Below are 18,511 nucleotides of genomic sequence, written 5' to 3' on the forward strand. Positions count from 1 at the left end.
GAGAGGGGGGACCCACCCCCTCTCCCGCCGGCACCTGCCCCGCACCGCACCGGCGCCACGGGACGCCCGTCTCACTTCTGCAGGATCGACAGGTCCTCCGTCGTCTTCGGTACGGCCACCATTCCCCGGTCGTACGGGAGCGTTTGGACGGTGAAGCCGGGGACTGCTGCCTCGGTGGCCGTGAGGGTGCGGGAGGCGTAGGCGGGGCCGCCGGAGACGGTTTCGACGGTGAGGGCGTAGCTGCCCCTGAGGCCGGCCGGGGCAGGGACCGGGACGTTCTGCGTGGTGCCGGATTTGATCGTGTACGTCTTCGTGGTCGCCGTGCCGCCCTCGCTGCCCGCCGAGGCGGTGACCCTCACCGTGGTGGCGGCGGTGGGCGCCGTCAGGGCGAGGGTCGTGCCCTTGGCGCTGTTGTCGGCCGATGTCGCGCGGGTGCCGACGGGGGCGGTGGCCGGGATGAAGGCCGTCTCCTGCTTGTCGCCCCTGCCCCTGACCACCCGGAGGGCCGCCACCACCGGCACCGACTGGTCCGTGGGGGTCAGGACGAGCGAGCCCGCCTCGCCTCTGGTCACGGCGCCGAGATCGGCCGTGGTCGTCATCCCCGACTTCACGTGCAGGGACTCGTTGCCCGCCGGGGTGATCAGGCCGTCCGGTGAGGCCAGGCGGACCTTCAGGTCGGCGTCGTCGCCGCCGGGTGTGAAGGCGATCAGACGGACGTCGGTGGCGTCCTTCGGGATGCCGGGCAGGACCAGGCTGCCGGCCGGGTCGGCGGCCGCGGCCAGCCAGTCGCCGCCCGCCTTGTCGTCCAGGGCCTGCACGGACGCGCCGACCCGGCCGCTGCGCACGCTGACGTGCACGGTCAGGTCGGCCTGCCGTTCGTCGGTGAGCGTGGAGAGCAGGATCGGCTTGCTCGCGTGCGGCGCGATGGTCTGGTTCTCGCCGAGCGGGGACTTGATCGCGCCGTCCTTGCCGTACAGCTCGATGTCGACGACCGCTGCGGAGTCGTCGGGGTTGGTCAGGTGGACGTAGTCGGTGCGGCCGGTGGCCGTGCTCGCGCCCGGGAACCAGAAGTCGGTGTCGGCGGCCGTGCAGTTGACGCCCTGGAGGCCGCGGCCGGTGCCGGCGGCGACCTCGGTGGTCTCCTGGACGGTCCAGCCGGGTGCGAACTTGCCGTCGGCGGTGCCGATGAGTGCGGGCGCGTCGGCGCCGGAGGTGTCACCGGTGACCGGTGTGCCCGGTGCCTTGGGGGTGAGCACCGGCTTGTCCGCCGACTTCTTCCCGCCCTTGGAACCCTTGGCGTCCTTGGAGCCCTTGCCGGTCCCGGAGTTGCCCGTGCCGTCCGCGGTCTGCTCGTCTGCCGCCTGGAGTTGGGCCTTGCCGCTGCTCGGCGTGGACCGGGTGACGGGCGTGAACGACGTGTACGCCGTGTCGGCGATGTCCGAGATGCTCGGCGCCGGGCAGAGCAGGCTCGTGCGCTGCACCGGCAGGTTCGCGGCCGGTTCGGGGGCGGCGGCCCCGGACGCGGACGGGCCGTCGAGCGCGGCGAACGCGGTGACGGCGGCCAGCGCGGTGGTGGCGGCGATCAGGGACAGGGTCGTGCGGTTCACTGCTGGCTCCCGTCGGGGCGCTCGCTGCCGGTGCCGTGGGGGTGCTGGGCCGGGTCGTAGCCCTGCTGGGCGGGGTCGTACGACGGGTCGTAGCCCTGTTGGTAGGCCGTCGGGTCGTACGGCATCCGGCCGGCCGTGCCGCCGTAGGCGTACGGGTCGTACTGGCTCGTCTGGTACGGGTCGGCGGCCGGGTATGCCTGCTGGTCGTAGCCGGAGGGCTGGTACGGGGTGCCGGTCTGGTACTGGTCGGTTCCGTAGCCCGCGTATCCGGCGTTCCCGTAGGAGCCCTGGTCCCAGCCGTCGTAGGACTGCTGGTGCGGTACGGCGGCCGGGGGCTCCTCGGGCTGCGGGGGCGCGGCGGGCTGCTCGTCGGCGGCCTGTTCCTCGGCCTGGGCGCGCAGGCGGCGGGCGCGGCGGCCCTCGCCGGCGGCGGCCTGGGCGGGCAGCGGCACCTCCTCGGGCAGGTCGTCGTCGACGTCGCGGCGGCGGCCGGGCAGGGCGAGGACGACCAGGACGACGGCGAGCGCGCCCTGGGCCCAGAGCCAGGCGGTGTGGGTGAGCGGGTCGGCGTAGGTGACGTCCAGCCTGCCGCTGTCGGCGGGCAGTCGGAAGCCCTGGGCCCAGCCGTCGACCGTGGTACGGGTGAGCGGCTTGCCGTTCAGGGTGGCCGTCCAGCCGGCGGAGGCGGTGTCGGCGAGGCGCAGCACGCGGCTGCCCGAACCGGCGGGGACGGTGGTGTGGATCTCCACCGGCCCGGCGCTGACCGACTGGGCGGTGCCCGAGCCGCCGGCGGGGACGATGGTGGCGCGGGACACCTCCTGGTCGACGCGGTACAGGGCGCTGCCGTGCTGCTGGCTGAGCCGGGTCAGGCCGGGGGTGGTGTCGAGGACGCGGGTGATGTCGCGGGGCGCGCCCTTGTGGACGAGGACGTAGCGCACGGCGAAGCCGCCGAGTTCGTCGGTCTGGTCGGCGCCGGAGCCGGCGACGAGGTTGGCGACGACCTTGTCCAGCCGGGTGTTCCGGCCGTCGGCGGCACCGGCCTCGGCGTCGCCCATACGGGCACCGGAGCCGCGGACCAGGGTGTAGCGCACGCGCGCGGTGGAGTCGCTGTCCAGGATCAGGGTGCGGGCCCGGTCGCCGGTGGTGGAGTCCTCGGCGACGAACGCGGGCACCTGGGTGGGGTCGCGGCGCTCCAGGGGTCCGTCGGCGCCGCGGATCATCCAGCCGGCGGCGACGAGCAGCGGGCCCGCGGCGCAGGCGAAGGCGATCAGGGCGGCGACGGGCTGGCGCCAGCCGAAGCTCTGCTCGGCGACACGCGCGCGTGCGCCGTCGGCGCCGAGGGCGGCGGCGGCCAGCAGGGCGATGCCGTAGACGAGGGTGGCCGGTCCGGCCCAGGCGGACCTGTTGGACAGGACGGCGAAGACGAGGGCCACCAGGGCGACCGCCCAGGCGGTGCGGATGGCCGGCTGCCGCTCGGAGCGCAGCAGCGCGGCGAGGGCGGCGAGGACGATGCCGATGAGCATGACGCCCTGCACGGTGCCGGGGCCGCCGGGGCTGGCGCCGAGCAGGTCGAGCGCGGAGGCCGCCGAAGGGCCGTACGCCAGGCCCGCTTCCTTGAAGAACCCGGCCGGGAACAGGGTCAGCGACCAGGGGGCGAGGAGCAGCAGCGGGGTGCCGAGCTGGGCGAGGAAGCGCAGGGCGTGGGCGACGAGGTCGCCGCGGCGCAGGACGAGCACGCCGGTGCCGAGGAGCAGCGCGATGGGCCACACGATCGGCGTGAAGGCGGTGGTGATGGTCAGCAGCAGCGCATACGCCCAGGTGGCGCGCCAACTGCCGCGGGCGCCGGAGCGGTTCGTGAGGCCGCTCGCGGCGAGGCCGGCGCGGGCGATCAGCGGCAGCAGCACGGCGAGGACGGCGGTGCCGATGCGGCCGCCGGCCAGGGCGCCGGTGGTGGCGGGCAGGAAGGCGTAGGCGATGGCCGCCCAGGCGCGCAGCAGCCGGGAGGTGACGAGCGGCCGGGAGGCGAAGTAGGCGGTGCATCCGGCGAGCGGTACCGAGGCGACCAGCAGGACGGTGACGGCGGGTCCGGTGGAGCCGAACAGCATGCCGGCGAAGGTCGCGAGGACGGCGAGGTAGGGCGGGGCGGACGCGGTGCCGCCCGCGCCGACCGGGTGCCAGGCGTCGGCGAAACGCGCCCACAGGTCGCCGGCGCCGGCCGGGGCGGGCAGCAGGGCGCCGCCCGCGAGCGCGCCGCCGCTGAGGAGGGCGCGGCAGGCGGTCAGGGAGATGAGCAGGAGCGCGAGGAAGAGCACGGGGCCGGGCTTGCGGGCGATCCGCTTGAGCCGGGCGAACTGCTCGACCTCCAGGAACTCGGCGTCGTCGCCGCCGGGCCCGGACTCGACGGCACCGCCGTGCCGGCCGGCCCGGAAGGTGTCGTCGGAGCCGCTGGTGAAGTTGGCGGCGAGCTGCTCCACGGTGGCCCGGACGGTGGCGCCGGGCGGTGGGAACAGTTGGCGCAGTTCGCCCTTGTCGATCTGCGGGCGTCCGCGGCGGCGCCGGGCGGCGATGATCCGCTCGGGGCGCAGCAGGGTGCTGAGCAGGCCGCGGATCTCGTCGACGGCCTGGCCGGGCACCTTGCCGACGAGATAGGCGACGGTCCGCAGGACGGTGCCGAGGACGAGCCGCAGCAGCACCCAGGGCAGCGCGGCGCCACGGGAGTTGACGAGCAGGGTGTAGACGGCGCCGGCCTTGTCGACCTTGTGCGGGGAGGCGGCGGTGCGGCCGACGCAGTCGACGGTACGGCGCTCGCGGGAGGCGGCCTCGGCGTGCCGGACGACGGCGTCGGGGGCGATCAGGACGCGGTGGCCGGCGGCGTGGGCGCGCCAGCACAGGTCGACGTCGTCGCGCATCAGGGGCAGCCGGCGGTCGAAGCCGCCGAGCTGTTCGAAGACGTCGCGGCGGATGAGCATGCCGGCGGTGGAGACGGACAGCACGGTGCGGACGTGGTCGTGCTGGCCCTGGTCCTGTTCGCGGCGGTCCAGGCCGGTCCAGCGGCGGCCGGAGTTGGCGATGGAGACGCCGACCTCCAGCAGCTGCCGGCGGTCGTACCAGCCGCGCAGCTTGGGGCCGACGACCGCCACGTCGTCGCGGCCCAGCTCCAGTTCGGTGTCGACGACCCGCAGCAGCTGGGCGAGGGCGTCGGGTTCGGGGGCGCAGTCGTCGTGCAGCAGCCAGAGCCACTGGATGGGCTCGCCGTGCGGCAGTTCGGGCAGGTCGTAGGCGTCGTCGCGCCAGGAGCGGGTGACCGGGTCCCAGCCGCTGGGGCGTTTGAGGTACGGCAGCTCTTCCGGGGTGAGGACCGGGGCGGTGCGGCTCGCCTCCTCGACGGCCTGGCCGAAGCCGGTGCGCCGGGCGAGGTGCAGGACGCCCGCGTCGCCGAGGGCGTCGGTGAGCAGCCGGGCGGAGTCGTCCGCGCTGCCGGTGTCGGCGGCCACCGCGTACTGCACGGGGCGCTCCTGCCCGAGCAGCCCGGCGAGGGCGTCGGGCAGCCAGCGGGCACCGTCGTGGGCGACGAGGACCGCGGTCACCACGTGACGCGGGAACTCGGGTGGGCTGGCCGGGTCGAACGCTGCGGTGGCAGCGCGGTCTTGCTGGGCTGCCGTATGGCTGTGCACGGACATCGAGGTACGGGCCCCGGTTCGATGGACTGCGGTGGACGCCTGTGCCCTCTCGGGTGCGAGGGGACAGCGGGGCGTCTCGGACGAGCGACCACACTATCGGCTGGCCATGACGACGGCCCGCCGCCTGTGGATAACCCACCGGCGACGGGCCGTTCATGACGTTTTGGGCTGGATGTGCGGTCAGACGGCGGCCTTCTTGAGCCGGCGGCGCTCCCGCTCGGACAGGCCGCCCCAGATGCCGAATCGCTCGTCGTTGGCGAGGGCGTACTCAAGGCATTCGGAGCGGACCTCACAGGCGAGGCAGACCTTCTTCGCCTCTCTGGTGGAGCCGCCCTTCTCGGGGAAGAAGGACTCGGGGTCGGTCTGGGCGCACAGCGCGCGCTCCTGCCAGCCGAGTTCCTCGTCCGCGTCGTCGACCAGCAGTTGCTGCACCAGCTCGGTCATGTGCGCCCCTCGTCTGTCTTTCGCGTCCCCGTGTTGCCGCTACCGATTTCGGCTGAACGACACGAGTGAAATTACAAGTGTGCTGCTCCGGGCGAGTCAAGCCGAGATCTGCTATTGAGTCCGTTATTCACTCTGCGGAACCAAGGCCGTGCGGAAAGTGTTCAAATCGGCATAAACGGAAGGGTCGCCAGACCGTTCAGATGTCTGTACGGAGAAGGACGCCCCTGCGTTCGATCGCGTTCCGCGAGGCCCACGCGCCCGGATGGACGCCATGTGTCCCGGAAGTCGGGTGAACAAACCTTTCACCGCGGAGATGAACCGGATGAGGTGAAACGCGTCCCACATGCCGGTCGCCGAGTTGACAGCGCAGGTGTGAGCCGGTGTCCTAGGGGGCATGCTCGCGCACTCGGCACTCACCTCGACCCGCACCGCCGGGTCCCTCGGTGCTGCCCCGGGTCGCTGTAGCTGTTGTTGCTGTTCCAGCTGTTGAGCCAGACCTGCTCCAGCTGTCGGCCGGGTCACCCGCGGCCCGGTGTTCACCCCCCACTGCCCTTCCTTTTCCGAGGAACCACCGCACCCATGAACAGCGACAACGACCTCCAGATCGCCGGCGACATCCTCGAAGTCCCGCACCTGCTCCAGCCACCGCGCGAGCACCCGGCCACCGTTGCCGAGTTCGTGGGCCTCGCCCGCTCGATCGCCGCCGACCGCTCCCAGTGGGCCCACCTCGTCCGCTACGACGCGACCACCCGCTGGTACCACCGGCTGCGCACCGGCCCCGGCTACGAGCTGTGGCTGCTGTCCTGGGTGCCGGGACAGGGCAGCGGACTGCACGATCACGGCCGTTCCTCCGGTGTCCTGACCGTCCTGGAGGGAACGCTGACCGAACGCACCGCGCGTGGCACGCGCGCGCTCGCGGCGGGAGCACAGCGGGTGTTCGCGCCGGGCTACGTCCACGAGGTCGTCAACGACGCGCTGGAGCCGGCGGTCAGCCTGCACGTCTATCACCCGGGCCTGACGCAGATGCCGATGCACACGACCCCGCACTGCGAGGCTCGTCCGGTGACTGCCTGACGCGTTGTCGTACCCGCCTGCAAGACTTGGCGCATGCGCATTGTGGTTCTGGCAGGCGGCATCGGCGGTGCCCGTTTCCTGCGCGGTCTGAAACGGGCCGTGCCGGACGCGGACGTCACGGTGATCGGCAACACCGGCGACGACATCCACCTCTTCGGGCTGAAGGTCTGCCCCGACCTGGACACGGTGATGTACACGCTGGGCGGCGGCATCAACGAGGAGCAGGGCTGGGGGCGGGCCGACGAGACCTTCCACCTCAAGGAGGAACTGGCGGCCTACGGGGTCGGACCCGAGTGGTTCGGCCTCGGCGACCGGGACTTCGCCACGCACATCGTGCGCACGCAGATGCTCGGCGCGGGCTATCCGCTCAGCGCCGTCACCGAGGCGCTGTGCGACCGCTGGAAGCCGGGCGTGAAGCTGATCCCGATGACCGACGACCGCGTGGAGACCCATGTGGCCGTCGAGACCGAGGGCGAGCGCAAGGCGGTGCACTTCCAGGAGTACTGGGTACGGCTGCGCGCCGGGGTCCCGGCGCACGCGATCGTGCCCGTCGGCGCCGAGCAGGCCAAGCCGGCGCCCGGCGTGCTGGAAGCCATCGCCGAGGCGGACGTCATCCTCTTCCCGCCGTCCAACCCCATCGTGTCCATCGGGACCATCCTCGCCGTGCCCGGCATCCGGGAGGCGATCGCGGACGCGGGCGTGCCCGTGATCGGCCTGTCCCCCATCGTCGGGGACGCGCCGGTGCGCGGCATGGCCGACAAGGTGCTCGCCGCGGTCGGCGTGGAGTCCACCGCCGCCGCGGTCGCCGAGCACTACGGCTCCGGCCTGCTGGACGGCTGGCTGGTCGACACGGTGGACGCGGCCACGGTCGAGCGGGTCGAGGCGGACGGCATCCGCTGCCGCGCCGTGCCGCTGATGATGACCGACGTCGACGCGGCCGCGCAGATGGCGCGGGAGGCGCTGGCGCTGGCCGAGGAGGTGCGGGGAGCATGAGCGAGGAGCGCCCGCAGTACACGGTCCGGGCCCTGTCGGGCATCCCCGAGGTGCAGCCGGGCGACGACCTTGCCAAGCTGATCGCCGCCGCCGAGCCGGACCTGGCCGACGGGGACGTGCTGCTCGTCACATCCAAGATCGTCTCCAAGGCGGAGGGCCGGGTCGTGCAGGCGGCCGACCGGGAGGCGGCGATCGACGCCGAGACGGTCCGGGTCGTGGCCCGCCGCGGCACCCTCCGCATCGTGGAGAACCGGCAGGGTCTGGTCATGGCCGCGGCCGGGGTCGACGCCTCCAACACCCCCGCCGGTACGGTGCTGTTGCTGCCCGAGGACCCGGACGCGTCCGCGCGGGCGATCCGCACGGGCCTGCGCGAGAGCCTCGGCGTCGACGTGGGTGTGGTCGTCACCGACACCTTCGGGCGTCCCTGGCGCGCGGGGCTCACGGACGTGGCGATCGGCGCCGCCGGCGTGCGCGTGCTGGACGATCTGCGCGGGGGCACGGACGGGCACGGCAACCCGCTCAGCGCGACCGTCGTCGCCACGGCGGACGAGCTGGCCGCCGCCGGCGACCTGGTCAAGGGCAAGGCGACGGGCCGGCCGGTGGCCGTGGTGCGCGGACTGCCGCATGTCGTGGGCGGCGACGACGGCGAGGGCGCGCGGGCACTGGTGCGGACCGCGCGGGACGACATGTTCCGGCTCGGCACGTCCGAAGCGGTCCGCGAGGCGGTGACCCAGCGGCGCACGGTCCGGGCCTTCACGGACGAGCCGGTGGACCCCGGCGCGGTACGGCGCGCGGTGGCGGCGGCGGTCACGGCACCGGCCCCGCACCACACCACGCCCTGGCGGTTCGTCCTGCTGGAGTCGGCGGAGTCCCGCACCCGGCTGCTGGACGCGATGCGGGACGCCTGGATCTCCGACCTGCGCCGGGACGGCAGGAGCGAGGAGTCCATCGCGAAACGGGTGCGCCGTGGGGACGTGCTCCGCAACGCGCCGTATCTGGTCGTGCCGTGCCTCGTCATGGACGGCTCGCACCACTACGGGGACGCCCGGCGGGACGGTGCCGAGCGGGAGATGTTCGTCGTCGCGATGGGCGCGGGCGTGCAGAACCTGCTGGTCGCGCTGGCCGGGGAGCGGCTGGGCTCGGCGTGGGTGTCCTCCACGATGTTCTGCCGGGACGTGGTGCGCGAGGTGCTCGCGCTGCCCGCGGACTGGGAGCCGATGGGCGCGGTGGCGGTCGGACACCCGGCCGAGGAGGCGAGACCGCGGCCGCAGCGGGACGCGGGCGCGTTCGTCGAGGTGCGGTGAGTTCGCCGTACGCGCTCCTCCGCGAGCGCCTAGTCTCGTAGGACGACACCGGCTCTCGTAGGACGACACCGGCGGCACCGGCTCCCCTAGGACCTGATTCGTGGCAGGACGTTTCGCTCAGCGGCCCACGCGTACGACCGTGCGCGCAGGGGATGTCGGCGTACCCGCGGGTGCCGGCCCTGCCGGGATACCCCGGCAGGCCACGGCCCCTGCCCGGATACGACGCTGGGTGCCGGACGGGCCACTCGATCTGGGGCTGGTGCTCGGACCCCTGCGGCGCGGGCCCGCCGACCCGACCTTCCGGGCCACCGCGGACGGATCCGTGTGGCGGGCCTGCCGTACGCCCGCCGGGCCGGGCACGCTGCGGGTGCGCGGGTACGGCGGTGAGGTGCTCGGCGAGGCGTGGGGGCCGGGGGCGGAGTGGCTGCTGGACCGGCTGCCCGAGTGGCTCGGCGCGGCCGACGCGCCGGAGGCGTTCGTGCCCCGGCACCGGCTGGTGGCACTGGCGCGCCATCAGCGGCCGGGGCTGCGGCTGACGCGGACGGGGCTGGTGCTGGAGTCCCTCATCCCGTCGGTGCTGGAGCAGAAGGTCACGACGGATGAGGCGTACCGGGCGTGGCGGTTGCTCGTGCGGCGGTTCGGGGAGCGCGCGCCGGGGCCGGCGGGGGCCGGGGACCGGCCGATGTTCGTGATGCCGGAGCCGCGGACCTGGGCGCTGGTCCCCTCCTGGGAGTGGCACCGGGCCGGGGTCGACGACAAGCGGGCGTCCACGATTCTGCGAGCCGTGCGGGTCGCCGCGCGGCTGGAGCAGGCGGTGGGGATGCCGGCGGCCGAGGCGCAGGCGCGGTTGGAGGTCGTGCCGGGGGTGGGGCCGTGGACGTCGGCGGAGGTGGTGCAGCGCAGTCATGGGGCGCCGGATGCGGTGACGGTCGGGGACCTGCATCTGCCGGGGATCGTGGGGTGGGCGTTGGCGGGAGACCGGGACGCCGACGATGCGGGGATGCTGCGCCTGCTGGAGCCGTATGCCGGGCAGCGGCATCGGGCGGTTCGGTTGATCTTGTTGAGTGGGCGGGTGCCTGCACGGAGGGCGCCGAAGATGCCTCGGGTGGACATCGGGCTGCTGTAAGGGCGTTGCGTGGGGGCTCGGTGCTGAGACCGGGCGGGGGTTGGCCTGCCCGCGCTTACTGCCCGCGGCTGCGAACGCCCGAAGGGGCGCGGGGAACTGCGCGATCAGCCCCCACGCGCCCGCGGACGAGAACCAGGCGCCGGTGTTGCTACTGGTCCGAAGAGAAGCGCACCGCTCCCGCCGGGATGCGGGCGTCGCACCAGACACGTACTCCCTCGCGGAGCTCGTTGTCGGGGCCGATGACCGCGCCGTCGCCGATGACCGTGCCGGTGAGGACGGTGCGTTCGCCCACCCGGGCCCGGGTGCCGATGAGGGAGTCGGTGACGACCGCGCCGGGTTCGATGACGGCGCCCGGGAGGATGGTGGAGCCGAAGACCCGAGCGCCCTCGGCGACGAACGCGCCCTCGCCGACCACCGTGCCGCCGGTCAGCTTCGCGCCCGGCGCCACCGTGGCCGTGGGCAGGATCAGGCGGTCGCCGCAGCGGCCGGGGACCGCCGGTGAGGGCGCGCGGCCCAGGACCAGGTCGGCCGAGCCGCGGACGAAGGCCGCCGGGGTGCCGAGGTCCAGCCAGTACGTGGAGTCGACCATGCCCTGGAGATGGGCGCCCGCCGCGAGGAGGTCGGGGAACGTCTCGCGCTCCACCGAGACCGGGCGGCCCAGCGGGATCGTGTCGATGACCGAGCGGCGGAAGACGTACGCCCCCGCGTTGATCTGGTCGGTGACGATCTCCTCGGGCGTCTGCGGCTTCTCCAGGAAGGCGAGGACGCGGCCGGTCTCGTCCGTGGGGACCAGGCCGTAGGCCCTCGGGTCCGTCACCTTCGTCAGGTGCAGGGAGACGTCGGCGGACGTGGACTCGTGCGTGGCCACCAGCGCCTTGATGTCCAGGCCCGTCAGGATGTCGCCGTTGAAGATCAGTACCGGGTCGTCGGGGCCGGAGTGCAGGCGGGAGGCGACGTTGCGGATGGCACCGCCCGTGCCGAGGGGTTCCTCCTCGGTCACGTACTCGATGTGCAGACCGAGCGCGGAGCCGTCGCCGAAGTACGGCTCGAAGACCTCGGCCAGATAGCTGGTGGCGAGGACGATGTGGTCCACGCCCGCCGCCTTGGCGCGCGCCAGCTGGTGCGTGAGGAACGGCACCCCGGCGGCCGGGACCATGGGCTTGGGCGTGTGCACCGTCAACGGACGCAGCCGGGTGCCTTTGCCGCCGACCAGGAGGATCGCTTCTGTCACCTGTCGTCTCTGCTTCCTGCCGGGACCGGCCGAACTGCTCGTTCTACTCTTTTCGGCTGGTCAGTGTATGCAGACCGTAGCGGCGGCGCCCTTGACGACCACGCGTTTTCCCCCGAGATCGGTGTGAGAACGGTGTGAGACGGCGGGCCCCCCGGAACGGCGCCGAACGTGCTCCCCGGCCATCAGCGCCCCTGGTAGTGCGCCGCGTTGGAACGGGCGTTGCCCAGCTTGGCATACAGCCGCTTGCCGGGGCACTCGGTGGCGTATCCGTCCCGATGACCGGAGATCACATTCAGTCGTACCTTCTTACCTTCGGGGTAGAGGTTGCCACCTGCCGACGTGAGATATGTCTTGCCACGCGGATTGACCCCGTAGAGCCCGAGTTTCCACGCGGTGAGCCGGGCGACGGCCGTCACCGTGGCCTTGGACGGCTTCGCCGAGCCGTATGTGCCGATCACGCCGATGCCCATGGTGTCGCTGTTGAAGCCGGCGGTGTGCGCGCCGAGGACCGCTTTCGCCGCGCCGCCGGCCCGGCCCTCGTAGATGGTTCCGCACTTGTCGACGAGGAAGTTGTAGCCCATGTCCCGCCAGCCCATGCTCGTGACGTGGTAGCGGTAGATACTGCGGATGACGGAGGGGGCCTGGGTGCAGGAGTACGTGTTGCCCGATGCCGTGTGGTGCACGAAGGCGGCCTTGACCTTCTTGGCGTAGGAGAACCCGCGTTGGCGCAGTGACTCGTCCGCGCCCCAGCCGCGGCGCGTGACGATCCGCGGGCGCGGCCCGATGTGCGGCTTGCCCTGCACCGGCCCCTGCAGGCGGGTGAGTTCGCGCTCGGTGGCCTGCTTGCTCAGCGCCGGGATCTGCAGGGCGCCGAAGCCGGTGATGTCGGTGTTGGCGGCCGAGGCCTCCCGCGCCGCGGCCGTCTGCAGGCCGGTGTGCGGCGCGTCGGCCGGCGCGCCCGCGGGCGGTGCCTCGTCGCCGGGGTCGACGAGTTCCAGGCGCAGCCCCGACGGCAGCGGCGGCCGCGGCCCGCCCTCACGGCTGCTCCGCGCATCGTCGGCACCCCCGCCGCCATCGGCGACGCCGTCCACCACGGCACCGTCATCTGCGCCCGTCCCGTCGGCGCGGACCCGTACGTCCACGCCGTCCGCATCGCCCACCCACAGCGGTGCGGTCGCCCCGCGTACTCGCCGGGCGTCCCGTTCCGCCGTGCCCGGGTCGGCACCGTGGTCGGCGTTGTGCGTCTCGACGTCCTGCCAGCCGGACCATTTCCCCGTCGCGGCCGACCGGGTGCGCACCCGGACCCGGCCGCGCAGTTCGCTGCCCGGGTCGCGCCAGACGACCCCGACCATCGAGAAGTGCTCGCCTTCGGGCCGGTACAGCCCCTGTTCCGGGGCGGTGCCGAGGTCGCGCTCGTCGGAGAGCGGGACGAGCGGCAGCGAGCGGGTGCTGCCGGGGAGCGCGGGATCGGCGGCGCTCGGGGCGACGACAGCGGGTGGGGGCGCGGCGGACGCGGGCGGGGGCAGCGCGAGTGCGAGGGCCGCGGCGCAGGGCACACCGATCGAGCAGACGGCGATCGACGGTGCGCCGGCGGACGGTTGGCCGATGGACGAAGTCAGGAATCCACGCATGCATATGATCTTGAACATAGTCGTACAAATATGTCCAACGGTGAACTGACGGGCCGTCGGCAGCCGTTCCACCGAACCGGTGCCCCCGCCGCACGCCGCGCGCGTCTGCCCGCGCGTACCCTTTCCCGGGTGAACGCCACCGATCGCACCCCTGCCGACCTGCTGGCTTCCGCGCTCGCCGCGGACCCCGGCCGCCCACTGGTGACCTTCTACGACGACGCCACCGGCGAACGCGTCGAACTGTCCGTGGCCACCTTCGCCAATTGGGTGGCCAAGACCGCGAACCTCCTCCAGGGCGATCTCTCCGCCGGGCCCGGTGACCGGGTCGCGCTGCTGCTGCCCGCGCACTGGCAGACGGCGGTGTGGCTGCTGGCCTGTTCGTCGGTGGGCGCGGTCGCCGACCTCGGCGGGGATCCGGCCGCCGCGGACGTCGTCGTCAGCGGGCCGGATGCGCTGGACGCCGCGCGGGCGTGCCGCGGGGAGCGGGTGGCGCTCGCGCTGCGGCCGTTGGGCGGGCGGTTCCCTCAGCCTCCCGAGGGGTTCGTCGACTACGCCGTGGAAGTGCCGGGTCAGGGTGACCGGTTCGTGCCGTTCGCTCCGGTGGACGCCGAGGAGGCCGCGCTGATCGTGGCCGGGCGGGAGTTCAGCGGGGCGGAGGTCGTGGAGCGGGCGCTGGCCCAGGCGCCCGCGCTGGAGCTGACGGGGCCCGGGTCGAGGTTGCTGTCGGGGCTGTCGTACGACACGTGGGAGGGGGTCGCCGCGGGGTTGTACGCGCCGCTGGCCGTCGGGGGGTCGGTGGTGTTGTGCCGGCATCTGGAGCGGCTGGACGAGGAGGCGCTCGCCAAGCGGATCGAGAGCGAGCGGGTGACCGCGGTGCGCCGCTGACAGGGGGTGCTTCGGCCGTACGGCGGGTGCGGGTGCGTGCGGGTCGTTCGCGCAGTGCGGGTTGTTCTCGCAGCTCACCGCGCCCCTCGAAAAGCCGCGGTTCCCCCGATCGGAGTAGCTGAGGGCGCTGTCACGGCTCTTCCCCGCCATCGTCGTAAGAGCAGGACACGACGCTCGTACGCCATGAGGGGGTGCCCCGGCCGTGACCGACTCCGCTCGCAGGATTTCCGGTACCGGTCGGCGGCGGTGGGTGAAGGGCGCGGCACTCGGACTGTCCCTGCTCGTCGCCGCCGCCGCGGGGGCCGGCTGGGCCGTCTACACCAAGCTGAGTTCGAACATCACCCCGGACGAGGCGGCCGCCCGCGAACTGGCCCGGTACGAGCGGGAGCGGCCCACCGCGCTGGTGCGGGGGGCGCAGAACATCCTGCTGATCGGGTCCGACACGCGGGCCGGGGACGGGAACTCCGCGTACGGGCGGGACCTGGGCAGCGAGCGGTCGGACACGACGATCCTGCTGCATCTGGCCGCCGACCGGCACAGCGCGACCGCCGTGTCGCTGCCGAGGGACCTGATGGTGGACATCCCCGGCTGCCGGCAGCCGGACGGCAGCCGCAGCCAACCGGTGTTCGCGATGTTCAACCACGCCTTCCAGGTCGGCGGTTCGGCGTGCACGATCCGGACCGTCGAAAAGCTGACGGACATTCGGATCGACCATCACGTGGTCGTGGACTTCAGCGGTTTCAAGGAGATGGTGGACGCCGTCGACGGGGTGCAGGTCTGCCTGAAGGAGCCCGTCGACGACAAGGCGGCCAAGCTGAAGCTGCCCGCGGGGAAGGTCGTGCTCGACGGCGAGCAGGCGCTCGGTTATGTGCGGGCCCGCAAGTCGCTCGGCGACGGCAGCGACACCGAGCGGATGGAACGCCAGCAGCGGTTCCTCGGCGCACTGGTCGACAAGGTGCAGAGCAACGACGTCCTGCTGAACCCGGTGAAGCTGTATCCGGTGCTGGACGCGGCGACCTCCTCACTGACCGCCGATCCGGAACTGGCCAGTCTGCGCGGTTTGTACCAGTTGGTGCGCGGACTGCGCGACATCCCCACCGAACGGGTGCAGTTCCTGACCGTACCGAGGGAGTCGTACGTCTACGACGCCAACCGTGACCAACTCGTGGAGCCGGAAGCCGAGAAGCTGTTCGCCCGGCTGCGGACCGACCAGCCCGTGGCGGTGGCCCGGAACACGCCTCAGGACGGCTCGGGGACGGACGGCAAGAGCGACCCCTCGCCCGCGCCCACGTTCCGCGGGAACACCGCCGCCGAACGCACCTGCGAGTAATGCGCACATCAAGACACCGAACCTTCATCCAGGAAATGCGCCGGATTGCCCAGTTGTAGGAAGGTCGAATTTGTCACCGGCGTCGCTCGACGCTGAACTGGGCGGATAGGGTGAGCGACCCGGTGCACCTGACCGCGAGGTCCGTCCTGGGGTCGTGCACTGTTTCACCGAGACCCGAGCGCCTTGGGGGGAAGGCGCCGCGTGGCCCCGACGGAGGATTCGGACAACCGTGGACGCGCAAGGCCGTGGGCGGGCGGACAACATCGACCCCGCAGACCAGTGGGTGCTCAATCCGAACACCGGCGAATACGAACTGCGACTGGGTCCTTCCGCACCGCAGTCGTCGGTGCCCAGCCCCCGCAGACCCGCTCCCGGCGACAACGCGCGCGCGCCGCGCCGCCGTGACGCGGCGCCCGGCGCGACCCGTGAGACGCGCCAGGCGCGCGGCGGTGACGTACCGGCGCCGCGCTCGGCCCGGCGCCGTAGCGGCGAGCCGGAGACACCGCAGGGGCGGCGGGCGGCCCGGCGGGGGCCGGTGAAGAAGAAGTCCAAGGCGAAGAAGGTGCTGGCGTGGACCGCCGGCAGCACGGCGTTCGTGCTGGTCGCCATCGGCACCGCCGGCTACCTGTATCTCAAGCACCTTGAGGGCAACGTCACCACGACGGACGTGGGCAGCGCCGCCAAGGACGGCTTCAGCAAGGACGACGCCTTCAACATCCTGATCATCGGCACCGACAAGCGCACCGGCAAGGGCAACGAGGGCTACGGCGACAAGGGCAGCGTCGGGCACGCCGACACCAACATCCTGCTGCACGTCTCCAAGGACCGGACGAACGCGACCGCGCTCAGCATTCCGCGCGACCTGATCGTGAACGTGCCGGACTGCCCGACGAAGCAGCCGGACAACAGCGAGAAGGTCGTTCCCGGCACGGACGGCGTGCGCTTCAACACCAGCCTGGGCCAGGACGGCCGCGACCCCGGCTGCACCATGCGCACCGTGCAGGCAGTCACCGGGATCGTGCCGGACCACTTCATGATGGTCGACTTCAACGCGGTGAAGACGCTGACGACGGCGGTCGGCGGGGTGGACGTGTGTCTCGCCCACGCGGTGAACGACAAGGACTCGCACCTGAACCTGCCCGCCGGCGAGCACAAGATCGAGGGCGAGCAGGCCCTGGCCTTCGTCAGGACCCGGCACAGCTGGGGCAACCAGGGCGACCTGGACCGCATCAAGGTGCAGCAGCAGTTCATGGCCTCGCTGATGCGCAAGATGTCCTCCAGCGACACACTGACCAACCCGAGCAAGCTGATCGACCTCGCCGAGGCCGCCACCAAGGCGCTGACCGTCGACAAGGGCATCGGCTCCGTGGGCACGCTCAAGGACATCGCGCTGGAGCTGAAGAAGGTACCGCCGAAGAACATCTCGTTCGTGACGGTGCCCGTGATCGACAACCCGGCCGACGGCGTCGTCCACAAGACCGTCATCGTCAACCAGACCACCGCTCCTCAGGTCTTCGACGCGATCAAGAACGACGTCTCCTTCACCGAGGTGAAGAAGAAGCAGAAGGCGGAGAAGGACGCGGAGGCCGCGCGCCTCAAGGGCAGCCGGTCCGCGCCCTCCGACGTCCGGGTGCGGATCCTCAACGGCGGTGCCGACTCCGGCAGCGCGCAGGAGACCCTGGCCTGGCTGCAGACCAAGGAGGGCGTGCTGAAGTCCGAGAACGCGGGCAACGCGCCGGCACCGCTGGCCCGGACCACTCTTGAGTACGCGCCCGACCAGGCCGCGCAGGCAAGGGAGTTGGCCCACCTCATGGGCCTGCCCGGTGCCGCCCTCAAACCCGGCAGGAGCGTGACCAACTCCCAGGGCCTGCCGGCGATGACGCTGACCCTGGGCAAGGACTTCAAGGGCGCGGGGGTCTCCCTCACCGCTCCGTCGAAGGCACCGTCGGTCGACAAGTCGACGGCGGACAAGGTCCAGTGCGCCAGCTGAGCGGCGCGCAGGCGATGTCGCCGAGGACGCGCCGTCCGCCCGGCGCCGGACCGTACGGATAGAGCGGACAAGGGCCCCTCCCCGGTGCGGAGAGGGGCCCTTCCTGATGTCCGGGCGGGTCCGGGCGGCAGCAGCGCAGCCGTTCAGTGTGCGGCGGGCACCGCCGGCCGCCGTGCTGCGACGACCTTCCTGGCCAGCGACTTCGGGCTGGTCAGAAAGCCCCAGCCCCACGACATGTGCATGGTGGCCAGAGCCACCGGGATCTGCAGCCGGGCCTTCAGGGGCAGCCCCTTGCCCGCCGGGACCGAGCCCGCGACGATCGCCGCCAGATAGCCGCCGGGGACGACGAAGCCCCACGGGGTGAGCACCGCGCCAATCACGATCCCCGCCGCGATCGCGCACACCGCCGCCGGCGGGGCGAGGTAGCGCAGGTTGATCGAACCGGAGTGGTAGCGGGCGACGACATGCCGCCAGCGGCCGTAGTCCTTGTACTGCTTGGCGAGAGCACGCACGCTCGGCCGGGGCCGGTACGACACCTTCAGCTCGGGCGAGAACCAGATCAGGCCGCCCGCCTCACGGATGCGGAAGTTCAGCTCCCAGTCCTGGGCGCGGATGAACTCCTCGTTGTATCCGCCCTGCTGCTCCAGGGCCTCGCGGCGGAAGACCCCGAGGTAGACGGTCTCGGCGGGGGCCGCCTCGCCGCCGGTGTGGAAGGCGGCGTTGCCGACACCGATCTTCGAGGTCATCGCGGCGGCGACCGCGTGCTCCCAGTCGTTCTCGCCCTCGGCGTGCATGATGCCGCCGACGTTCTGCGCGCCGGTCTCCTCCAGGAGCCGCACGGCGGTGGCGATGTAGTTCGGCGAGAGCATGCCGTGGCCGTCCACGCGCACCACGATCGGATGCCGGGAGGCCTTGATCGCCGCGTTCAGCGCGGCGGGGGTGCGGCCGGTCGGGTTCGGGACGGTGTGCACGCGCTTGCTCGTGCTGGACGCGGTCTCGGCGACCAGCTCGGCGGCGATCTCGTCCGTGCGGTCCGTGGACGGACCGAGGGCGATGACGACCTCCATCTCGCCGGCGTACTCCTGCGCGAGGATCGCCTGGACGGCCGCGCGCAGATGCCGCTCCTCGTTGAGGACGGGCATGATCACGGAAACAGCGGGGAGCTGCACGTCGGGCTTGGCGTTCATAGGGGCCTCACGTTACCGCGAACGGGGGA

The 18,511-nt window shown here is 72.6% G+C and carries 13 protein-coding genes; 7 read left to right on the top strand and 6 right to left on the bottom strand.

Annotated elements, in window-relative coordinates; translation table 11 throughout:
* Window positions 1-71 precede the first annotated feature (71 nt).
* The 3 genes from ACZ41I_RS29570 to ACZ41I_RS29580 all read right to left on the bottom strand — a co-directional run bounded on the left by ACZ41I_RS29570 (window position 72) and on the right by ACZ41I_RS29580 (window position 5,731).
* Window positions 72-1,607: a DUF5719 family protein gene (locus ACZ41I_RS29570; protein WP_468515497.1), complete on the bottom strand. Its 1,536-nt coding sequence runs from the start codon at window positions 1,605-1,607 to the stop codon at window positions 72-74.
* On the bottom strand, window positions 1,604-5,287 hold the full coding sequence (locus tag ACZ41I_RS29575; RefSeq protein WP_468515498.1) for a glycosyltransferase family 2 protein: 3,684 nt from the start codon (window positions 5,285-5,287) through the stop codon (window positions 1,604-1,606). Before ACZ41I_RS29575 ends, ACZ41I_RS29570 begins: the two co-directional genes overlap by 4 nt.
* A 180-nt stretch (window positions 5,288-5,467) precedes the next feature.
* Complete coding sequence (locus ACZ41I_RS29580) at window positions 5,468-5,731, bottom strand: WhiB family transcriptional regulator (RefSeq protein ID WP_003975777.1); 264 nt, start codon at window positions 5,729-5,731, stop codon at window positions 5,468-5,470.
* A gap of 579 nt (window positions 5,732-6,310) precedes the next feature.
* Between ACZ41I_RS29580 and ACZ41I_RS29585 the strand changes: the two genes are divergently transcribed.
* The 4 genes from ACZ41I_RS29585 (at window position 6,311) to ACZ41I_RS29600 (ending at window position 10,228) form a co-directional block, all read left to right on the top strand.
* Window positions 6,311-6,805: a cysteine dioxygenase gene (locus ACZ41I_RS29585; RefSeq protein WP_399773938.1), complete on the top strand. Its 495-nt coding sequence runs from the start codon at window positions 6,311-6,313 to the stop codon at window positions 6,803-6,805.
* A 33-nt stretch (window positions 6,806-6,838) separates the two neighbouring features.
* Window positions 6,839-7,798, top strand: a complete 960-nt coding sequence (cofD, locus tag ACZ41I_RS29590; RefSeq protein WP_363216494.1) for a 2-phospho-L-lactate transferase — start codon at window positions 6,839-6,841, stop codon at window positions 7,796-7,798.
* A complete protein-coding gene (locus ACZ41I_RS29595) occupies window positions 7,795-9,102 on the top strand; it encodes a coenzyme F420-0:L-glutamate ligase (RefSeq protein WP_399773942.1) in 1,308 nt (435 codons plus the stop codon). Before cofD ends, ACZ41I_RS29595 begins: the two co-directional genes overlap by 4 nt.
* 100 nt (window positions 9,103-9,202) lie before the next feature.
* Window positions 9,203-10,228, top strand: coding sequence for a DNA-3-methyladenine glycosylase family protein (locus tag ACZ41I_RS29600; RefSeq protein WP_399773944.1), 1,026 nt, complete (start codon window positions 9,203-9,205; stop codon window positions 10,226-10,228).
* A gap of 148 nt (window positions 10,229-10,376) precedes the next feature.
* On the opposite strand, the gene manB is transcribed toward ACZ41I_RS29600, so the two are convergent.
* Complete coding sequence (gene manB / locus ACZ41I_RS29605) at window positions 10,377-11,459, bottom strand: mannose-1-phosphate guanylyltransferase (RefSeq protein WP_468324381.1); 1,083 nt, start codon at window positions 11,457-11,459, stop codon at window positions 10,377-10,379.
* A 182-nt stretch (window positions 11,460-11,641) separates the two neighbouring features.
* The gene (locus tag ACZ41I_RS29610; RefSeq protein ID WP_468515499.1) at window positions 11,642-13,090 is read right to left on the bottom strand and encodes a peptidoglycan recognition protein family protein; all 1,449 of its coding nucleotides are present in this window, start codon (window positions 13,088-13,090) and stop codon (window positions 11,642-11,644) included.
* Between the two features lie 129 nt (window positions 13,091-13,219).
* On the opposite strand from ACZ41I_RS29610, the gene ACZ41I_RS29615 reads away from it, so the two are divergent.
* The 3 genes from ACZ41I_RS29615 to ACZ41I_RS29625 all read left to right on the top strand — a co-directional run bounded on the left by ACZ41I_RS29615 (window position 13,220) and on the right by ACZ41I_RS29625 (window position 17,295).
* Window positions 13,220-13,975 (top strand): TIGR03089 family protein, encoded by a 756-nt coding sequence (locus ACZ41I_RS29615; RefSeq protein WP_399773950.1) that lies wholly within the window; start codon window positions 13,220-13,222, stop codon window positions 13,973-13,975.
* Between the two features lie 202 nt (window positions 13,976-14,177).
* Window positions 14,178-15,305 carry an LCP family protein gene (locus ACZ41I_RS29620; protein WP_399773952.1) on the top strand — a complete coding sequence of 376 codons (1,128 nt, stop codon included), beginning with the start codon at window positions 14,178-14,180 and terminating at the stop codon, window positions 15,303-15,305.
* 229 nt (window positions 15,306-15,534) lie between these two features.
* Window positions 15,535-17,295, top strand: coding sequence for an LCP family protein (locus tag ACZ41I_RS29625; RefSeq protein ID WP_468515500.1), 1,761 nt, complete (start codon window positions 15,535-15,537; stop codon window positions 17,293-17,295).
* Window positions 17,296-17,438: 143 nt separating this feature from the next.
* On the opposite strand, the gene ACZ41I_RS29630 is transcribed toward ACZ41I_RS29625, so the two are convergent.
* Window positions 17,439-18,482, bottom strand: coding sequence for a glycosyltransferase family 2 protein (locus tag ACZ41I_RS29630; RefSeq protein ID WP_468515501.1), 1,044 nt, complete (start codon window positions 18,480-18,482; stop codon window positions 17,439-17,441).
* Window positions 18,483-18,511: the final 29 nt, after the last annotated feature.

Source organism: Streptomyces sp. NPDC030799 (assembly GCF_055572255.1).

Coding starts and splice junctions, on each gene's coding strand:
- ACZ41I_RS29630 (WP_468515501.1), bottom strand. CDS start 18,482: ATGAACGCCAAGCCCGACGTGCAGCTCCCCGCTGTTTCCGTGATCATG.
- ACZ41I_RS29580 (WP_003975777.1), bottom strand. CDS start 5,731: ATGACCGAGCTGGTGCAGCAACTGCTGGTCGACGACGCGGACGAGGAA.
- ACZ41I_RS29575 (WP_468515498.1), bottom strand. CDS start 5,287: ATGTCCGTGCACAGCCATACGGCAGCCCAGCAAGACCGCGCTGCCACC.
- ACZ41I_RS29610 (WP_468515499.1), bottom strand. CDS start 13,090: ATGCGTGGATTCCTGACTTCGTCCATCGGCCAACCGTCCGCCGGCGCA.
- ACZ41I_RS29585 (WP_399773938.1), top strand. CDS start 6,311: ATGAACAGCGACAACGACCTCCAGATCGCCGGCGACATCCTCGAAGTC.
- cofD (WP_363216494.1), top strand. CDS start 6,839: ATGCGCATTGTGGTTCTGGCAGGCGGCATCGGCGGTGCCCGTTTCCTG.
- ACZ41I_RS29595 (WP_399773942.1), top strand. CDS start 7,795: ATGAGCGAGGAGCGCCCGCAGTACACGGTCCGGGCCCTGTCGGGCATC.